This is a genomic window from Marinomonas sp. SBI8L (genome assembly GCF_001624705.1).
In the GTDB taxonomy this organism is placed as follows: Bacteria; Pseudomonadota; Gammaproteobacteria; order Pseudomonadales; family Marinomonadaceae; genus Marinomonas.
Window position 1 is genome coordinate 286,991 of the sequence record NZ_JSEO01000006.1, and the last position, 21,324, is coordinate 308,314.

A 21,324-nucleotide genomic window follows, 5' to 3' on the forward strand; every position below is an offset into this window, starting at 1 on the left:
AAAGTATTCCTAATCTTCAAATTCACTGAGCAACTGATCCATAAAGTCCAGCTCATCATCTTGTTGCTCATCAGAGCCAGTAATTTGTTCTGCTAATGCAGCAATTGTCGGTTTCTCAAAAAGGGATTGCAGTGCCAAACGAATGCCAAACTCGGCTTCCACTTTCGCGATCATTTGCATCGCCAATAAAGAGTGACCACCTAGTGCAAAGAAGCTATCTTCTGCTCTTGGTGAGGTGCCAAGTAATGCCTGCCAAATATCAGCAAGACGGTGTTCAACATCCCCTTCTAGCGCACGGCTTTGCGCCATATTTGATGTGGTTTGAATCTCAAGTTCTGAGGCTTGAGAAGTCAAGGCTTTACGATCAATTTTACCGTTACTGTTAAGGGCAAACTCACTCACACAAACACACTGGTAAGGCACCATGTAAGCAGGTAGCTCAGCCTCTAATCGTTCACGCATGGTTAGGCTGGAAATGCTTTCTTGTGTTTGCAGGAAGGCCGCTAAGCGCTGTTTATCATCTGCAACGACGACAGCCTCAGACACGCCCTCAAATTTGCGCAAGCTGTTTTCAATCTCACCAAGCTCGATACGGAAGCCACGAACCTTAATCTGAAAATCACTGCGACCAATGTATTCAAGCACGCCATTCACACCAAGACGCACAAGATCGCCCGTTTTATATAAACGTGAACCATCTTGGCTAAATGGGTCTGGCATAAAGACGCTCGCAGTAAGATCTGGGGCATTTTGATAACCACGTGCCACACCTTCACCCGCTATATACAATTCACCGGTTGCACCAAGTGGCACAGGCTGTAAATGATCATCCAATATGTAACAGCGGTTATTCAGAATAGGCGTACCAATGGCAGCCACACCGTCTTCGCTTATGCCTTTTTCAACAGCACCTTTCTCATTGAACGAAAGAGTCGTTGACCATATTGTGGTTTCAGTTGGCCCATAGGCATTTACTAGAGTGACACCTTTTTCCATCAGCTTTTTAGCCAGATAGTTAGGTACTGCCTCTCCTCCAACAATGCCTTTCAATGCTGGCCAAACAGCGTCATTCTTAGTCAATAGCATTTGCCAACTTGTCGGCGTCGCCTGAAAGACTGTGGCTTGACTGAGCAGCTCAAACAAAGCATCAACGTCCATAGTTTGCTGGCTATCCGCTAACAAGAGCGTCGCACCTTGTAATAGAGGTAAGTAGATTTCGAGGGCACTAATATCAAATGAGGTAGTCGTCACCGCCAACCAAGAATCCGTTTCAGAAATGGCGATTTTTTGTCCCATACCATGAAGGAAGTTCGCTAAGTTACCTCGACTAATAGCTACCCCTTTAGGCTTACCCGTAGAGCCCGAGGTGTAAATCACATAGGCTAATTGGCTATAGTGAATGCTTCTAGATGGGTTTAGATTCCAATCATGATTGATCAAAACACTTTCTTGATTGAAGGCTAAAACACCTTCACTAGGAAGGGAGTTCAGAGAAAGTACATCAACACTAGAATCAACCAAACTACTGTTTTCTTTCTGAGTGATTAACAAACTAGGTTTTGCATGCTGACAGATATAACTCAGCCTTTCTGCAGGTTGAGCAGGATCAAGTGGAACATAAGCCCCCCCAGCCTTTAATACAGCTAGATGAGCAATCACCACTAGCGAGCCACGATCAAGCAAGATAGCCACTTTTTGCTCTGCCCCTACCCCTTTATCCATCAGATAATGAGCAAGTTGGTTAACCTCGGCATTTAATTGTCGATAACTCATAGATTCATCATGGAAGCGAATAGCGATCACCTCTGGCGTGCTTTCCACCTGTGATTCGAAACGACGGACCAAATCATAATCGTCTTTCAGCTCACCGCTTGTATCATTAAAGCCTTGTCCTAACGTCTCATCTAAATTGCCATTTAAATGGCCATCTGATTCGGACAATATCTCTATTTGACATAACAGTTTTTGCGGCTCAGACAGCATGCCTTTCAACAGGTTTAGATAGTGGCGAGCGTAACGCGCCATGGTGTCTGACAGGAATAATTCGCTGCTGTATTCCAACACGCAGAACCATTCACTCTTACCTTGTTCATTCTGGCCTTGCTCAATCTGCATTCCGATTTCACTCAACGCCGTGCCTTCATCTAACTTGATTCGCTCAGTAGTGAAGCCAGCAAAGTGAGAATCTGAGTCCAATTGAATCAGGTTAAATAGAGACTGGAACAAAGGTGCACGGCCGTTATCTCTTGGTAAATCAAGTGCTCCAACCAGCTGTTCAAAAGGAAGATCCTGATTTTGCTGCGCCTCTGTTAGAGTTTGCTGTAGACGCTCCCAGCTTGTTTCCACCCTATCCTGTAACGCAAGTGGCGCTTTAACCACTTGGGTAGAGGCAAAATAACCAATTAATTTGCCGCTATAAGCCTGTTGACGATTCGCCACTGGGATACCAATCTGAATATCATCTTGGCCACTGTAACGAGACAGCAATAACTGCCATGCATTAAGCAAAGGAACAAAGGCCGTCACCTGACGTTGTGAACTTTGCTGCTTTAGCTGAGCAACCAGATTTTCAGGTAACTTGAAACGATAACGCTGACCTTCAGAACTTAACTGTTTTGGTCGAGGGAAGTCCGTCGGCAGGTCCAATAACGGCTGCTCGCCTGCTAGTTTCTCTTTCCAATAGTTAAGCTGCTGCTGAAGCGTGTTACGGGTTTCTGAACCTTGCCACCAGCTTGCATAATCACCAAATTGATAAGGCAGTGATTCACGTTCTTCAATATTGAATGCATCTGCCACTGAGTCCGAATACAAAGTCTGCAACTCATCAAAGAAGACTTTTAAAGACCAAGCATCTGCAATGAGATGGTGCATACACAGCTGTAAAACATGTTCTTCAACCTGCTCAGATTCAAGCACGTCTAAACGCCATGGTGGCTTTTCTTCTGGGGTAAATGCTTGATTAGATAAATCACGCAAAGTATCCACCAATAATGTCTCATTCGCCTGTTCAAACAAGTTCGAATCAAGAGTATGTACATTAAGCGGTACCATAAGATGACAAGTCTCTGTGCCAGCAAGTACTTCTTGATACAAGTCGCCGTCTTGCTCTACAAAAATAGTACGCAGGCTATTTTGCTCTGACATTAATACGGCTAGCGCCTGTCGTAGGGCGGTTAAATTAAGCTTACCTTTCACTCTTAAAGATAAAGTCAGCTGATAAGCTCGGCTTGCACCGCTGAACTTTTCTAAGAACCAAAGACGTTTTTGCGTCGCATGCATAGGAAACAGGTTCGCACCTGATGATGCTTCAGCCATCTTACGAGACGGGATAATGAAAGGTCGGCTATCATCTGTCGACTGTTCAAGCAGCTCAATCTCTGCTGCTAGAGCCATTAATGTCGGCTTTTCAAATAGGCTACGAAGCGGCACATCCACCGCAAAGTCTTCTGCCAATGCCGCCACAATACGTGCAGCTAGTAGGGAATGACCACCGAGCGAGAAGAAATTATCTTCACGGGCAATGTCCATTTGCTCACTGCTATTATCAAGAGTCTTATCAACAAGCTCATCTGTACGACCCAACAAGACCTGATTCCATATGCCAGCAAGACGTTTTTCCCAAAGGCTTTGAGGGGCTGTTCGCTCGCCGGTTTGAGACTGCGCACTCGCCAAACTCGGAAGAGTCAAAGCCTTTAGTGCTGCACGATCTACCTTACCATTGGCATTTTGTGGCAAGACTTCTAGCCATTGCCACAAAGTAGGCACCATATATTCAGGCAGACTCTTCGACAGATGTTCGCGCAAGACAGTGGATTCGTCTTGCTCACCGCTCCAATAAGCGACTAATTTTGCTTGATCACCTTTGCCCTCTAACAAGACGACCGCATTATCAACACCATCAAGTTGAGGCAACAAGGCTTCTATTTCACCTAGCTCAATCCTGAATCCACGCAATTTCACTTGGAAGTCATTTCGTCCTAGATAATCTAACGTGCCATCAACTCGACGACTCACTAAATCACCTGTCTTATAGAAACGTTCATGTCCAGCAAATGCAGTGCTATAGGGATTAGCAACAAAGGCTTTTTCGGTTAAATCAGCGGCCTTATGATAACCAAGACCCACACCGTCCCCACTCAAATAAAGCTCACCGGTTACACCCACAGGCACAGAGCGCATTGCGCCATCTAAGACATGGGCAGATAACCCTTTTACTGCCTTACCGATTGGTAGCGTTGCACTCGCTGTTGCACCATCACAATCAGCAAGTGTGACAGGGTGGAAGGTAGAATAAACCGTCACTTCTGTCGGGCCGTAGCCATTAATCAGCTTTGCGCCACGCATCAGAATTTGACGCCCTAGTTCTGCGCTCAAGGCTTCACCACCAGCAATTGCCGTCACCCCATCAAGGGAGCGACGAGAGCGAGCTAACAACATACTCCAAGTGGCAGGTGTTGCTTGCATTAAGCTGACAGGGGTGTGATTTGCAGACGTATCAAGTAACTGATCCAAAAGACGAGGATCTTTAGCTTGTTCATTGGATGCAACCAAGATGCTGGCGCCCTGTGTCAATGGATACAAGAGCTCAACAATGGAAATATCAAAGCAGTAGGTTGTCAGAGACAGTACCTTGTCCTTAGCTGAAAGCGGAACACGACCAGATAACTCACGACATAAATGCGCAAGATTATCGATACTGATCTCCACCCCTTTAGGTCGCCCTGTTGACCCTGAGGTGTACAGAATATAAGCCAGTTGATCTGGCTTTTCTGTATCTGCCCTTTCTGTATCTGGCTTTTCTGTATAAACATGAGATTGTTCTGCCGTTACTTGGCTATCGCTATCATCATTGGCTAATTCAACCCAAGTATCAGCACCTATAGCCAAACAAGCTAACTCAGGCTGAAGCTCTGTTACCTTGCTTTGATATGCTCCATTAACCAAACATAGTGCTGGGCTTGAGTGCGCCAAAACATAAGCCATACGATCTGCTGGCCATTCAGGTTCAATCGGCACATAGGCCGCACCAGACTTAAGAACCGCCAAGATACAAACCAACATATGTTGATTTCGATCGACACAAAGAGCGATTCGATCACCTTGTTTGATGCCTGATTTCTGTAACTGAATCGCTAAACGATCACTATGCTTATCAAGCGTGGCATAAGTAAGAGGGCTTGAATCCGCTTCTCCACCTTGAACACCAATAGCGTCAGGCTGATTTCTAACCTGCTCTGCAAACTGACTCAAAACACTCTTGGCCTTAGGAGTCAACTCAACCTCTAACATCTCAGTAGCAGTCGGTTGCCATAAATCCATCTGAGTCAGCTCAGACTCTGGATTCTCAAGCATCCATTCCAAAATACGCTCAAAGTCATTCGCCATACGAATAACCGTATCTGGATGGAACAACTCAGTGCTGTATTCGAAGCTTAAATTAAATGTCCCTTCATGAGCCTGTACATCCAGTTTGAAATCACATAATGCCGTGTCTGGACGGTTATCTATGGCGGCTACCTCAAGGCCACCAAGATCTAATTGATCTAGCGCCTTACCAGACAGGTAATTAAACATGGATTGAAATAGCGGGTTATAGCTTGTCTGGCGATCAACGCCCAACTGGTCAATCAAGTAATCGAATGGCAAGTCTTGATTCGCTTGGGCTTGTTGCGCCTGCTCGACAATCGATTCAATTAACTGCTCAACACTTTGAGTCGGCGTCAGATCAGCACGCTGTACCAAGGTATTAATGAAGCAGCCAAATATGTCTTGGGTCTGTGCATGGTGACGGTTAGCCACTGGCACACCAATCAGAATATCTTTTTGACCACTGTAAGCACCTAATAGCAACTGGAATGCCGCCATGGTAGAGGCAAAATGACTGCGCCCAGCCGTGCGATCAAAGTCAGTCAGCTTTTGGGCAATACTCGCTGACAAGGTGGTCACATAACGTTTGCCTTCTCCACTTGGCTGTTCTGGTCTTGGATAGTCGCTACTAAGGGATAAAACAGGCAGTGCTAATGACTCATCAGACGTAGACTGCTCTTTTGGCTGAAGCAGCGTCTTCCAGTAGTCTAGTTGCGATTCTAAATGGCCCTCATCCATCAGCTCTCTTTGCCAAAGTGCATAGTCTGAGTATTGTAATTCTGGGGCTGCCAAAGCAACGGCTTGGTCATTCACAATGGTTTGATAAATTTTGCAGAACTGGTCAACCAAAAGACGCAAAGACCAAGCGTCAGCGATAATATGATGACAGTTAAATGCCAACACTTGGCTGTGCTCAAGCTCATACAAACTCACACGTAACAAAGGACCTTGATCCAATGAAAACGGCTGCATGGCATCCGCTTTGAGCGCTTTATCTAAGACTGCAGATTCAGATAAGGATTCATTCTCTGTTTCTAGGTGCGATACAGAAATTGAAATGTCGCCCTTTGGAGAAATCACCTGAACAGGTTCACCCTGCTCAACTACAAAGTGAGTTCTCAGAATATCATGCTGAGAAATAATGCTATTCAGGGCTTGTTCAGCCACAGTCACGCTAAGTTTTTTGCCTTCAGGCGTTTTATGAATTCGAATCGCTGCCGGTAAATTGTAAGCGGCACTTTCTGGGTCCAATTGCTGTAAGAACCACATGCGTTGTTGTGACCAAGAGAGTTTTACATTCTCATTTTGGCTGGAAGACTTGTTATTCTCTTGCGCAGATTTCAGCGGTGGCAGTACATTTTGCCCCTCATTCGCGTCAATCCAGCTCGCTAGTAAAGCAATTGTCGGCTGTTCAAAAATACTTCGAAGAGGCACTTCTCGGCTCAATAAGCGCGTTAATTGTCCCGCCATTTGAGTGGCTAATAAGGAGTGTCCACCCAGCTCAAAGAAGTTGTCATGGATACCAATACGATCCAAGCCAAGCAACGATTGCCAAGTCTCACATAAGGACACTTGTAAATCCGTTTTAGGCGCAACATAGCCTGCCCCGAGTTGTTTGTTAAAGTCCACACTCGGTAGCTGCTTACGATCGACTTTACCGTTGTTATTACGAGGGAGTTTTGGCAAGCAAACAAAAGCACTCGGTATCATGTAATCCGGTAAACCTTGGGCCACAAAATCACGCAGCTCGCTCCAGTTATTTTGCTCATGCTGCTCTTTTGTTACAGCATTTAGTGTTTCACCCGCTATGTATGCCACCAGCACCTTACCGCGCTTTTTATCATTCGCCGCAAGCAATACCACTTCATCAACATCTGGGTGCTGAGCCAATCTAGACTCAATTTCACCCAACTCAATACGATAACCACGTACCTTAACTTGATAATCGACTCGCCCTACATATTGCAAACTACCATCTGCTAAGTAACGGGCAAGATCACCCGTACGATATATACGCTCGCCATTATTCGAAAACGGATTCGGTAGGAAAACACCCGCTGTACGCTCAGGCTCATTAAGATAACCACGGCCAATACCCGTACCTGCCACGTAAATTTCACCAATCGCACCGATTGGCACCAACTCAAGTTCAGGGCTTAATAAGTAGAGACGGTTATTCGCTGTTGCTGAACCAATTGGCACATGCAGTACTTGGTCACTAAGGCGATCCACAATAGGATAAAAGGCAACATCGTCTGAACACTCAGCCGGGCCGTAGGCATTCATTAAAGGAATAGCAGGATATTGCTCTATCCATTGCTGAGCCAATACGGGCGGTAAGGCTTCACCTGTTGGTAAGACCCATCTTAGTGTCGACAAAGACGACTTAGAGTCTGGTGTTTCAGTAGCAAGCATGCCTTGAATTAAGGCTGGCACTGGCTCTAAGACGGTGATACAACGACGATCAATTTCAGTGACTAATCGAGCAGGATCTTGGCTTATACAATCAGGTAGAATTTCGACTCTTGCCCCAAGAATGGGCGCAATCAAAAACTGCCAGACAGAGATGTCGAAACATTGAGAGGCGGTTTGAGCAATGACATCTTGATCGGTTAATTGCAAAGGCGCAAATTTACCCAACATATTATTCAACATGCCATTTCGAGTCACCATGGCACCTTTTGGCGTGCCGGTAGAGCCAGAAGTGAAAATGACATAGGCTAGGTTTTGTCCAGCCAGCTTATGATCTGGCGTTTTAGCAGAATCAAGAGCCAATTCGCAGCTAGAAGAAACCTCATAGCCAGCAGAAGCATCACAGCAGGTAGACCATTTGCCTGCCTCATAGGTTGCGACACTCGGCTTATCAGCATCTAAATCTCTCTCTGACATGGCAGATTCTGACAAAGCTTCTAGAGCCAAGCCTTCAAACTGAGGATTTGCCAATACCAAGCTCGATCGGCTTTGCTTTAAGACTTGAGCAATACGTAATGAAGGATGACTAGAGTCGAGTGGTAAATACGCAGCACCCGATCTTAGTACCGCTAATATCATGACCAGAAAATCGCTATTACGCTCACCTAAAAGAGCAACCACGCTATCGACTTTGACACCTTGCTGAATTAAATTCTGAGTCAAGGCATTAACTCGCTGATTCAATGACGCATAGGTCAGTGTCGTTTCACCATCACTGACGACGACTTTATTTGGATTAGCTTTAACTTGCGCTTCAAAACGCTCAATATAGCTCTCGCCCAAATCAAACTTGTCACCCTCAGACCATAGCTTTTGTTGCTCGACTTCTTCGGCTTGTAACATAGGCAATTGACTCAAAGTCGCCTTTGAATCAAGCGTCAACATAGACAGCAATAGGGTTTTAAAATGGCCCAACATGATACTTACTGCATCATGGGAGAAGTCTTGGCCTTGATAGGTCAATTGCAAATGCAGAGACTCACCAGGAATAATCACCACAGTAATTGGGTAGTTAGTATGGGTTCTGTTAGTCGCATTTTGGACGATAAACTCAAGGTTTTCCTGACTCAAACCCGCATCCATTGGGGCGTTCTCAAACACGAACAAACTTTGAAATAGATCCTGCCCCTCAACATCGCTCCATTGTTGAATATCAGCCAAGGAGCTGGTTTCATGCTCACGCAAAGCAAGGTTTTCAGTTTGTAAGGCACGCAGCCATTCACCTAAAGACGCGGTTGGTCTAACATTCCAACGAAGCGGCAAAGTATTAATAAACAAGCCAACAATGGATTCAATGCCTTCCATATGCGTCGGACGACCTGCCACAGTCACACCAAAAAGCAAATCTTGCTCACCACTGTATCGGTTTAGCAATAACGCCCAAGCCCCCTGTATTAGGGTATTAAGTGTCACTTTATTTTGTGCCGCTAAAGCTTGTAGTTTGGCGGTGTCATCAACACTTAGATGCTCGACAAGGTCAACAACAGAATCAGCCTCTAAATATTGTTTAGGCTCACGGATACCAAGAGAGGTAGGTACATCAAAACCAGCGAGCCTTTGCTGCCAAAAACCTTTGTGGGTATCAGCAGGTTGTTCACGTAGCCAGCGAATAAAGTCTTGATAAGGACGTGGTTTTGGAAGTGTTACCAGCTCTCCTTTTGCAAAAGCGCGGTAATAAGTCAAAAAGTCCATCATGATTAATGAGAAGCACCAAGCATCCATCAAGATATGATGATAACTACGGACAAACTGATAACGCTTTTCATCCAGTTGAATAAGGCGCACACGCATAACAGGCGCTTTATTAAAGTCCAGCTCTTCTTGTCTTTCTTGGGCTAACAGAGCTTCTAACTTTTGTTGCTGCTCTTGCTCACTGACACCACGCCAATCCATTAACTCAACAGGTAAATCAACGTCTTTAAAAACAACTTGCAAAGGACGCTTTTGCTGCTTCCAGACAAATGCCGTTCTAAGCAGTTCGTGACGCTGTACTACCGCATTCCAAGCTCGCTGAAACGCCTCAAAATCAAGAGATTCCATCTCCATAACGTGGCGATATTGTAGTAGATACATACCTTGTTCAGGATTCATCAAGGTATGAAATAACAAGCCTTCTTGCATAGGGGCAAGTGGGTAAATCGATTCAATTTTATTCGACAAAGCATTCATTTCTGGTGATGCATGAGAAATTGAAGTCATTAGGTTCTTCATAGTCAGTCTTATGAGAGCTTTCGCTCTCAGGCCTCCAATTCTGCAAGTAAATCAATAAATTCCGCGTCTGTGATGTCAGCGTCAGGAAAGTCTACGGCCGTCGCACGACCCGTATTTGGGTGGCAGCAATGCTCAATCAGCAAGACCAATTCATTCATATAGTTCTCGGCAATATCAGGCACACAGGCATAAAGGTCATGGCTGTTTTCGCTATTTTCCTGTTGATTTGATGCTGGGTAAGTCCATTCAAGATGTAACTCACCCGACAAAATAACAGCATTAATATCTAAAACATGAGGTCGTAGTGCCGTCGCGGCTTTCATGCCAGGACATAAAGGCGTGGATAATGAGAATGGGCTATCCCCGGCTAATCCGTCTTGTTGCCCTAAATAGTTAAAGGACACAAAACTGTGACTTCTCTCATTAAAGGTTTGCTTAAAGCTTGGCTTGGCTGCTGCTTCTTGAGAGCCAGTGTCTGTACCATAACCAGAGAGACTCAAATACCTTAATAGGCCATATTCCAAGCCTTTTTCCGGTAGGCGGCGCAGTTGCTCTTTGTTGTGAATCAATGCAGATTCCCAGTCCACTACGGCAGATAATTTCTGCGGGAAGCGGCTAGTAAACCAGCCAATACTGGTGGACAAATCCAAGTCACTGTCACCAGATTCTCGTCCATGACCTTCAAGTTCTATGGTCACATCTGGCAATTGCTGCCATTGCCCTAGCACTTTTGCCAAGGCGGTCAGTAATAACTCCTGCACACGGGTTTTGTAAGCCACATTGGCATCACCTAGCAATTTCTGAGTGAGCTCTTGGCTTAAACTAAGGCTAAGCTGTTGGCTATTTTGATAAGTATTATTGGCATCCACTTGTGGCAACTCAGTTTGAATCTGAGATGTCCAATAAGCAGTAGCCGCCTCTACATCCAGTTGGATTGCTCGCTCAGCTAGGAAATCTTGCCACTGATCGAAACGCGCCACATCTGAAGCAGATAAAGCGTCAGACTGGTTAGTTAACGCAGCTTTATAATAAGCATGAAGATCTTGTAGTAATACTTGCCAACTGACTGCATCCATAATCAAGTGATGAGCGGCACATAGCAGTTGCTTCGATTTTGACAGCCACACAAATTTAACAAGAGGTGCTTGATCGAGTTTAAAATCAGATTGCAGTGAGGCCAGAACAGGGCTATTTACATCCCCTGCGTTAACATCTTCGCCATCATATTCCTGAACTAAACGCTCTCCCCAGTTTGACTCAATCGGCTGATAAATCTGCTGCCAAACTTCAAGGGATTGCTCTGATCCTTTAGAAAATGCCAAACGTAAGCTTGGGTGACGCTCTACCAATTTCAGAGCGGCCGCACGTAAAGCGACTAAATCTAAGTCGATACTAGCGTCAAGCAGAAGCGACTGATTCCAATGGGATAAACTTTCCTGTGGTGTCTCGCTTTGCTGCTCAAAGAACCATGCTTGTATTGGGGTAAGCGCAAATGGCTCACTAGGAAGAACAATTTCTTTCGAACTTGTTTCAGCTTTATTTGATGAAGCCTTAGCGGTATTTGCCTCTTGTGCAGCAAGGGCGAGCTCTGCCATTGTTTGATGTTCAAACACCTGCTTTGGTGTCAATGCAATACCCGCTGCTTTGGCTTTCGCTATGATCTGCAAACTCAGTATTGAATCACCACCGACCGCAAAAAAATTATCCTTTGCGGTGAGGTTTGGCTTCCCTAAAACGTCTTTAGCAATTTCAAGTAAAGCCTTTTCCAGTTTGTTTTCTGGCTTTTCAGGTGTTTTTGCTACCAAGGCAAGCTCAGCAACGGTTTGATGCTCAAAAATGGCTTTAGGCGTTAGGGTGATGTCTTCTTTTTTCGCCTTGGCAATAATCTGCAAGCCTAGAATCGAGTCGCCGCCATTTGCAAAAAAGTTATCATGTATGGTCAGCGCAGGCTTACCCAGTAATGTCTGCCAAATAGTCAGTAAGGCACCTTCTGTAGGCGTAAGTGATGTGCTTTCGCTGACATTAGATTCAACTAGATTGGCCTTTTCAATATAAGCATCTGCATCAGGCAAGCCTTTGCGATCTAGCTTTCCGTTTCCTAAAAGAGGCAAGCTCTCTAGCGGAATCCAAACAGCAGGAACCATATAGTCCGGCAATTCAGACAACATATTAGCTTTAAGAGAATCCAACTTCTCATTGATAGAAGAAGCCTTACCTTCTTCTTCATCAGTAACAATATAAGTGACGAGTCGATTATTTTGTCTTTCATCAGGCACATTCAGTACGACAGCATCATCAAGATGCTGCTTTAGCCAAGCTTCAACTTCGCCTGGCTCAACACGATAGCCTCGAATCTTAATTTGAAAGTCACTACGACCAATAAAGTAAAGCGCTTCACCCACTTGCTTCACCCTATCACCCGTACGATACCAAGACTTTCCATCGATCTGATGGAAGCGCTCTTTGGTTAATTCTGTTTGACCAAGATAGCCATTTGCTAAGGTCGGACCAGAGACTTCTAATTCACCAGCAAAGCCTTGTGGTGCAACTCGCCCACAGGCATCAACAACGCGTGTTTCTACGTTCGCTAAAGGTCGTCCTAGGGCGACACCCTCACTAAATAAATCAAGCTTTTTAGCCACGACGCCAATAGTCGTTTCTGTCGGGCCATAGTGGTTAAAAATAGACATGGTCTTTTTGCGAACAGAAACTTTGGCAACTAGCTCTGGCGATATGGCTTCACCACCAAGAATCAAGGCTTCACTTGGCAACCACTCTGAACGTGCTGTTGCCAGCAAGATGCCATTTAAATGAGAAGGCACAATCTTAAGGCAATCCACTGGAGACTCAGCTAACTCCTCCGCCAGCGCTTCAGCATCAAAGGCTAAATCTTCTGCTAACAAACGCAGTGTACGGCCACTCAATAATGCCCCGTAAATGGCGGTATAACCTAGATCAGCACCATTGCTGGCAAGGGAAGCTAGGCTTGCCTTCTCAGACAATTGCAAACGATCCAGCACACCTGTGACATAGTGAATCAAGTTAGATTGACTGACTTCCACCCCTTTAGGTTGCCCAGTTGAGCCTGAGGTGTAAATCACATAAGCCACATCCTTTTCACCCGGAAGCTGACTTTGAGCCAAAGCGTCTGTTTGCGAAAGATCGCCCCTCTCTTGAGAAGAAAGAGTCGATTCAGAAGAGAACGTAGACTGATTTACCCAAAGACACGCTTCTGGCAACCAACTTGGAGTCTCTGTATTTTCTAGGCTTTCAGTTTTTTCTAGGCTTTCTGTTTTTTCTGAGCTCTCAAAAGCACCTTCATCATGGCCCACCACAAGCACTAACTCTGCATCTTGGCAGATAAACTGCAATCGGCTATCAGGCCACTTGTGATCCATCGCTACATAGGTCGCTCCTAAACGCCAACAAGCCAACATAGCAACGATCTGCTCAACACTTCGCTCTAAACAGATACCAACACGTTTACCGGAGTTAACCCCTTTTTGCTGCAAGAACACAGCAACAAGATCGACCTTTTGCATCAAGTCAGCATAACTCAGGGACTGACTTTCATTTTTTAGAGCAATATTATCTGGCTGTGTTTGAGCAATGTTTGCAAATGCATTCCATGCTGTGTCTGTCACTGGCGCAAGTGTTTCACCAATTAATACCGAAGCCGTCTCTGCGCTTGCTAAATCCAAAGATGCCAAAGGTTGTGACACATTTTTCAGCAGCTGATTGATAAAATGGATAAAGCTATCACGAATACTTTCAACGGTTTCACGGCGATATAAACTATTGTTGTAACGCCATTTGCCAAGAAAACCGGTGCGATTATCGACAACGACTAAGTTCAAATCATGGGCAGCACCACGCTGCTCCGCTAGCAGCTCAGCTTCCACGATGCCTTGCATACCTGCTTCTGGTCTCTCGTGGTTTAGAGTAAACATATGCTGGAAAACAGGTGATCGACCCGCTTCACGCTTCACGTCTAACTTTTCGATCAAGGCAGAAAATGGGTATCCTTGATGCCTCATTACCTGCTGTGTTTGTTCATCAACTTGCGCGACCCAAGCATCAAAACCCTGAAGTAAATCAGGTCGACACCTTAGGGCTAATGGGTTAACCAAATACCCGACTAGTCGAGCATCTTCTGAGGACAATCGACCAGAACTTGGGGTACCAATAATAAAATCATCTTGGCCAGATAAACGCCCCATAAACCATTGAAACGCAGACATAAACCAAACATAAGGCGTCACTTCCAATTGACGACATTGCTGTCGTAATTGCGCCCCTTGAGATTTAGTCAAATTAAATTGAATCTCTTCCCCGTCTGAGCCTGTTTTAGCACTGTGCGGGAAGTCTGTTGGTAAATTAAGTTGCGGCAAGTCGGCCAATTGCGCTAGCCAAAATTGCTCTGTCGCTTCCCCTGTTAATACGCTTTGTTGCTGCTTGGCACACCAATCACGATAACTTGTGCTTTCAACAGGCTGAGCGTCCAGTTTATCAATGTTTTGGCCACCTAATAATTGCAGAAGCTCCTGGCGCAAGACTTCAAATGACATGAAGTCAGCCGCGATATGGTGAATCACCATAGTTAAGTAAAGATGTTGCTCGTCACCTAGGGTATTGGCCAGTAACGCACCACGACACACCTGCCCCTCATCCAACTTCAAAGCCTTGTCCGCTTCACGGGAAACACAGCCATTAATTTGCTTTTGGTTAGCATTATTTAGCGACAGTACAGACAGGCTATGACTGCTCTCTATACCGTCTATACCCTGCTGGCTATCTGACGTTGCCAACCATTGAACAGGGTCTCCATCTCGCTCCCCATAAGCACTACGCAAAATAGGATGACGTTTTAATAATTCAACAAAGGCTTGTTGAACTGCGTCAAGGGTTACACAGCTATTCAGCTTAATTGCGTAAGCCATGTTATAAGCAGAGCTCTCAGGCGCCATGCGATATAAGAACCAAAGGGATTTCTCATTAAGCCCTAAAGGTCTTGGTGCAAAATAATCTGACTGCTGAGTTAGCGCCTCAATAATAAGCGCTTTATTAGTCCGTATTTGAGCAAGCAGAGCTTGATCCATCACACCTTTTGCAGCTTTAAAGGTTAACTTACCTTGGTTTAGCGTTAAGGTGACGCCTTTTAACCAACACTCTCTAAGTAGTGGAAGGACGGTTTGAGTACTGCTTGTCTGAGGGCTATTTTTTTTAGCGCTGTTTATTTGAGAAACCATGATTAAATCTCTCCCTCAAGCAGGCATTCGTCTTCATTTACATCTAGATCCACTTCCTGAGATTTGGAGATAACTGAAGTCGATGCAAGGTATGCTGCCAACGCCTTGGTGGTCGGGTATTGCCAAATTAATTCCGCTGATAGATCAAGATTAAGGCGCAGAGAAAGCTCGTGAGTTAATGTCATTGAATCAACCGAATCAAGCCCTGTTCCAGCTAGCTTTTGCTCCGGATTCACATCATCAATAGCAACCTGCAAACGCTGTGCGATCCAATAACACATCCAGTGAGAAATCGATTCTGCATCACCTGATTTCAGTTCAGGTTCATCAGACACCTTCTCTTTATGAGTGTTTTCTGCTTCGCCATCTTTCTGCCATTGCGCTACCGCATTTAAGGCACCTTGTTCGTACAAATCGCGGTTTTTAAGGCGCTGAATTTTACCCGATGTCGTTTTTGCCAATGACACAGGTTTAATTAACACCACCACCGACAGGCTAATTTCATACTCTTCAGCAACCGCTTGGCGAATGCTTAGAATAGTTTCTTCATAGTTTTTGCTACGCATGCCTTGGCGAGTGACTTCTTGTACCAAGACAACTTGATTATCTGTTGTTTGGAACACGGCCCCACCATGTGGCGCTAGACCTTCATCAACCGCCTGTACGCTTGCTTCAATATCTTGAGGATAAAGATTTCGACCATTCACTATGACAACTTCTTTTGCACGACCACTGACATAAAGCCAGCCATCTAAAATGAAGCCAAGATCACCTGAACGTAAATAGCCTCCGTTATTTTCAGCAACATCTTTGGTAGTTTGTGGATCACAAAGTACTTCATTATTGAATACCTCGGCATTCACTTCAGGCTTATTCCAATAACCTTGTGCTACGCTACCACCGCGAATCCAAATCTCCCCCACCCTGTCATCTGCAAGTACTTGCTTAGTTTCAGGGTCAACAATGCAAACAGACATTTGGTCATTCAAACGACCAGAAGAAGGCACAGACACCAGCTCATCCAACAAGGCATCATCATTTGAGTGAGTAACATTTGCTCTTACCAGCTTACCTTTTTGCAGCTCGGCCTTATCAAGCTGAACACTTCGACTCGGCTGATCACTGGCCGTAGTAGTGACAAACAAGCAGGTCTCTGCCATGCCATAACAAGGTTTTAGTGTATTTGCAGACAGTCCACATTCAGCAAAAGCTTGGTTGAACTTTTCCAAAGTCGCTGTATGAATTGGCTCAGCACCATTTGCTGCAAAACGCCAATGACTTAAATCTAGTGCCTGTTTTTGCTCTTCACTGACTCGTGCAACACAATGCTCATAGATAAAGTTCGGCCCACCACTCACAGCCGCTTTATAATCAGAAATGGCCTTAAGCCAAAGGAATGGTGCTTGCAAAACAACAGGTGGGAGCAGTAACCATACAGAGGTACCAGCACATATAGGCGCCAAGACACCACCTACAAACCCCATATCATGGTACATAGGTAACCAAGTCACGACATTTGCGCTCTCAGTTATTGAGAACTCTTGCACAATTAAAGCCGTATTGTGTATTAAATTACCGTGCCCCAGCATCACGCCTTTTGGCGAACCGGTTGAACCTGAGCTGTATTGTAGGTAAGCCACACTATCAGCATGAATGTTTGGCATGACCCATTGTTCTGCTGAGGTAATTATCTCTTCACCCACAACAAATTGCTGACAACTTTGATCACTATCTACCAACCAAGCTTTCACCTGATCTTGATGTTCAGCACTACAAAGCGCGAGGCTTGCATCTGAATCTTTCAAAATACTACTCAAACGACCCCAATCACGACGACGTTGTTGCGGCGCATAGGCAGTTACCGCAATAAGCCCAGCATATATACAGCCAAAAAAGCCCACTATATAGTCGATACCATTTGGCATTAACAACATAGCTCGATCGCCCGGGTCAGAAAACGCCCTCAACTCAACCGCCATGGCACGCGCACGCGTACTTAACTCGGCATAACTAATCGTTTCAGCGACATCAGAACCATTCGCCAGCAAGGTAAAACAAGTTTTATTACCATTAGAAGCTACTTGGTGCTCCAACAGTTCGATAAGATTTGAATAAGAAGGGGTATCAATCAGATAATCCTGACCCATGAAAACTCTCCTACGACCTCATCTCTTTTAGAGGTCGCTTTAAAATGACGTTAGTGCCCTGACAATTTGGACTTTAAAAACTTAGATTTCGGATGAAATTCGCTGCCTACTGGGTTATTGATTTGACTCAGCCATAGCCACAACCACTTTGCGCTCACCTTTAAAGGTGCCTCGCGCGTGAGCCGCTAGCATGTTATCCAGCATCATGATGTCGCCTTCTTCCCACAAGAATTTCACTTCACAGTCGTCCATTACTTGGCGCACATGGTCTAGATCTTTTTCATCAATGGCAGTGCCATCACCGTAATAAACATTACGAGGCAGGTTCTCTTCACCAACGATAGAAATTAAGGTTTCACGTACATGAGGTTGTAAATTAGATACGTGGAAAAGGTGTGCTTGGTTAAACCAAACTTTCTCACCTGTTCTTGGGTGAGCAATAGTGGCTTGGCAGATTTGACGAGTACGCAACTCATCATCGTTTAACCATTCAAATTCAATCTGATTTTCTCTACAGAAGGATTCAACTTGCGCCTTGCTTTCCGTGTTGAAGGCTTTTTCCCATGGCAAGTCCAGACCATTACCATAATTGCGAACATACATGAGCTTCTTTTGCTCAAAGCGAGCGCGAATGTCTGGATCAATTAAATTATAAATTTGTCGACTATCGGCAATCGGTGTTTCACCACCTTCTTCTGCCACTTTCAACGAACAGAACCAAATCCTCATTGGCCAACTTAAGGTATAAGCTTGTTCATTATGCAAAGGGATCACTTGGTGAGCTGGGTATTCTGTTGATGTATAAACCTTACCTTCCACATTACTGCGAGGTGTCGAGGCATAGTCGTAACTTAAAAGTTCTTCACCAAAGGATTTCGCAAACTCTTGAAAATCTTTTTCATCAGAAACTTTGAATCCGCGTAATAGAACGCCGCCCACTTTTTCTAACTGAGTGTCGATCACTTCTTTAATATCGGCAAAACAAGCACGCCAGTTCACTTCTGCTTTAGGTTCAATTACAAGCGGCAAGAGACCTTGACCTTCCAACTGACGAGTAGACACACTGCTCTCAACAATTTCTTCTTTCTGAATTAGCATCAAAAAACCCTACAAATCTAAAAAAAATTTTCACAAACACTTCAGCTACTTTGCTATGTACCAGCATATAAGTGGATATTAGGAGGCGATCATACACAATTTATGCAAAAAACAGAATAAGATTGATTATTATTTGCATTTAAATTATAAACTACACCCTCAATATCATTTACAAAAAGCATCATTTAAAAATACTCAATTTGATGGATCAGAATACGGAGAAAAACATGAGTCTTGATAATCCAAACACCACATTCAGTGTCGTCGTTAACAATGAAGAGCAATATTCAATATGGCCTGAATACAAAGACATTCCTGCTGGATGGAACCAGGCTGGAAAACAAGGAAACAAGGAAGAGTGTCTAAGTTGGATTAAAGAAAATTGGACAGATATGCGCCCTAAAAGCCTTCAGGATGCCATGGCTAATCAATAAGTTAAAAACTGGTTAAATAGCCTTTGCACTCAGTTAGAGCAAAATATTTCTAAGTGTATTTTTTATAGTTTGGAGTCACAGTGAATTACACCAATAGCGAGATCGTCGTACCAAAGCACGATCAAACGATGTTATCGATCAAGGGTTCGAATAAAGAGCCATTAAATTTAAATACATTTTTAGAGCAACCTACCCGCGCTCTAGAATCGACTATTCACTTAGAGAATCAAGAAAATAGGGAATCAAACGCACGCAGTTATCCTCGACGCATCCCTTTAGCGCTAACAAGAGGCCAAGGCATATTTTTACAAGACACTGAACAACAAGTCTTTATTGACGGTTTAGCAGCTGCCGGAACACTCGCATTAGGTCATAGCCATCCTGAGATTGCTGAAACCATTACGCAAACCCTGAATAGTGGCGTTCCTCTTCAAACTTTGGATATCACCACGCCTGTTAAAGAAGAGTTTATCGACTCACTGTTTCAGCTACTTCCAACTAACATGGCAAAACAAGCGCGCGTGCAATTTTGTAGCCCATGCGGAGCCGATGCTGTAGAAGCAGCCATCAAGCTTGCCAAGACAGTAACAGGGCGAAATACCATTCTTGCTTTTTCCGGTGCTTATCACGGCATGACCCAAGGCACCCTTTCCATTATGGGTAACCTAGGCCCTAAATCTGCGATTGGCGCCATAGTGCCCGATGTACAGTTTATGCCTTACCCTTATGCACCACGCTGCCCTTATGGTCTTGGTGAAGACGGGGTAAAAGCCAGCTTAAATCAGCTTGAAACCATGCTGACCGATCCAGAATCTGGCGTACTAAAACCTGCTGCAATCATACTTGAAGCGGTGCAAGGTGAAGCCGGCGCTATTCCTGCAGATAACGAATGGCTAAAAGGCCTTAGAAGACTCACTCAAAAGCATGGCATTTTACTCATAGTTGATGAGGTGCAAGCAGGCATGGGAAGAACGGGCGAAATTTTTGCCTTTGAGCACGCCTGCATTGAGCCTGACATTATCGTATTATCAAAAGCAATTGGCGGCGGTCTGCCAATGGCGGTCATCGTCTATAAGAGTGAAATTGACCTTTGGAAACCAGGCGCACACGCAGGAACCTTTAGAGGTAACCAACTTGCCCTCGCAAGTGGCCGTGTTGTAATGCGCCACCTTCTAGAAGAAAACCTTCACCTGCATGCAAGAGACATGGGCGCTAGACTCAAAACCCATTTAGCCAAGATCAAGAGCCCGCTTGTGGGTAATGTTCGCGGTCGTGGACTCATGCTTGGGGTCGAGATAGTTAACCCACTTGCAGAAAAAGATGGCCTTGGGCAACACCCTGTAGATGGCGAACGCGCTAGAGCAATACAACAAGAAGCCCTCAAGTTAGGCTTAATCGTCGAACTCGGCGGCCGCTTTGGCTCAACTATTCGCCTACTTCCGCCGCTTATCATTAAAGAGGAAGAAGTCGATACGATTGCAGAAAGGCTAGCTGAGGCAATTGATATCGTTACACTTAAAACCACCTGATTAGGTGGTTGAGATAGGTTTTAAGGCGATCTTAAAACAAAGAAAAAGTGCCCCCCCTCTTGCCGCTAAGTAGTTTTTATTTAGCGGCTTCGTTCTAAAATCGAGAAAGCTAAACCCCGCTCCTAGAAGCTGCCAGCATCAGCATGACAGAACTGGACCAAAGCATTACAGATTATGATGCAGCACCATGACCCTTGAAGAGTTTGAAGCCTTGCTTGATAGGGTCACCGCAGAACTGGCCAGCAGTTTAGCCGGTATATTGGGCAGGATTTCGAATGAAGTGATGATGCTGGATAATATGTACAAACAACACATGCAAATGACTAAGTCGATGGGATTTAGTGCGTTATTGGATGACCCTTGTGTAAGGCCGTTCTTAGTGGGGTTGGCTAACCCAGAAATCACCCAAATGTTATTGAGGTTGGGAATTTGGTGAAGTGAGTTTTTCTTTTGTAAATTAGAGACGTAAATTGCTCCAGTTTACAAACATCAGCCATCAATTAATTTAATGATTAGTATTATCACGTCAATTCCAATATTTATGATTACTTTAGTTTAAACACGTTTTTTAGCAATATAAACACTATCTCCAAATGCATGATCAAAATGTTTTATAAGTATTCCTATTATAAACTCTCCATCATCACTGTGATTAATCTTTAATGGCATATGCTCTAAAAATTGATATTTCTTAGATTGCAGCAATAACCGACACACTTGGTATAGATAAGAGAGTCAGTTGCCTATAGGCTTCGAGTTCTCACACAATCCACCAAGGTCGTCCAAAAATGAACAACCAATATAAGCAACTGACATT

Annotated in this window: 7 protein-coding genes; 3 read left to right on the top strand and 4 right to left on the bottom strand. The window is 44.6% G+C overall.

Going from position 1 to position 21,324, the window contains the following annotated elements; translation table 11 throughout:
• Nucleotides 1-9: 9 nt before the first annotated feature.
• From OA91_RS11575 to OA91_RS11590, 4 genes are all read right to left on the bottom strand, one after another.
• Entirely contained in the window at nt 10-10,038 is a 10,029-nt protein-coding gene (locus OA91_RS11575) for a non-ribosomal peptide synthetase (protein ID WP_231870360.1), read from the bottom strand.
• Nucleotides 10,039-10,076: 38 nt separating this feature from the next.
• Nucleotides 10,077-15,299 (bottom strand): non-ribosomal peptide synthetase, encoded by a 5,223-nt coding sequence (locus OA91_RS11580; protein WP_063338356.1) that lies wholly within the window; start codon nt 15,297-15,299, stop codon nt 10,077-10,079.
• A 2-nt stretch (nt 15,300-15,301) separates the two neighbouring features.
• The gene (locus tag OA91_RS11585) at nt 15,302-17,446 is read right to left on the bottom strand and encodes an AMP-binding protein (protein ID WP_063338357.1); all 2,145 of its coding nucleotides are present in this window, start codon (nt 17,444-17,446) and stop codon (nt 15,302-15,304) included.
• A 114-nt stretch (nt 17,447-17,560) separates the two neighbouring features.
• Nucleotides 17,561-18,544: a TauD/TfdA family dioxygenase gene (locus OA91_RS11590; RefSeq protein WP_063338358.1), complete on the bottom strand. Its 984-nt coding sequence runs from the start codon at nt 18,542-18,544 to the stop codon at nt 17,561-17,563.
• Between the two features lie 227 nt (nt 18,545-18,771).
• Between OA91_RS11590 and OA91_RS11595 the strand changes: the two genes are divergently transcribed.
• From OA91_RS11595 to OA91_RS11605, 3 genes are all read left to right on the top strand, one after another.
• On the top strand, nt 18,772-18,978 hold the full coding sequence (locus OA91_RS11595; protein WP_063338359.1) for an MbtH family protein: 207 nt from the start codon (nt 18,772-18,774) through the stop codon (nt 18,976-18,978).
• An 80-nt stretch (nt 18,979-19,058) separates the two neighbouring features.
• A complete protein-coding gene (locus tag OA91_RS11600) occupies nt 19,059-20,507 on the top strand; it encodes a diaminobutyrate--2-oxoglutarate transaminase (protein ID WP_231870361.1) in 1,449 nt (482 codons plus the stop codon).
• 187 nt (nt 20,508-20,694) lie between these two features.
• Nucleotides 20,695-20,943: a DUF7217 family protein gene (locus OA91_RS11605; protein WP_063338360.1), complete on the top strand. Its 249-nt coding sequence runs from the start codon at nt 20,695-20,697 to the stop codon at nt 20,941-20,943.
• The last annotated feature ends 381 nt before the right edge of the window (nt 20,944-21,324 follow it).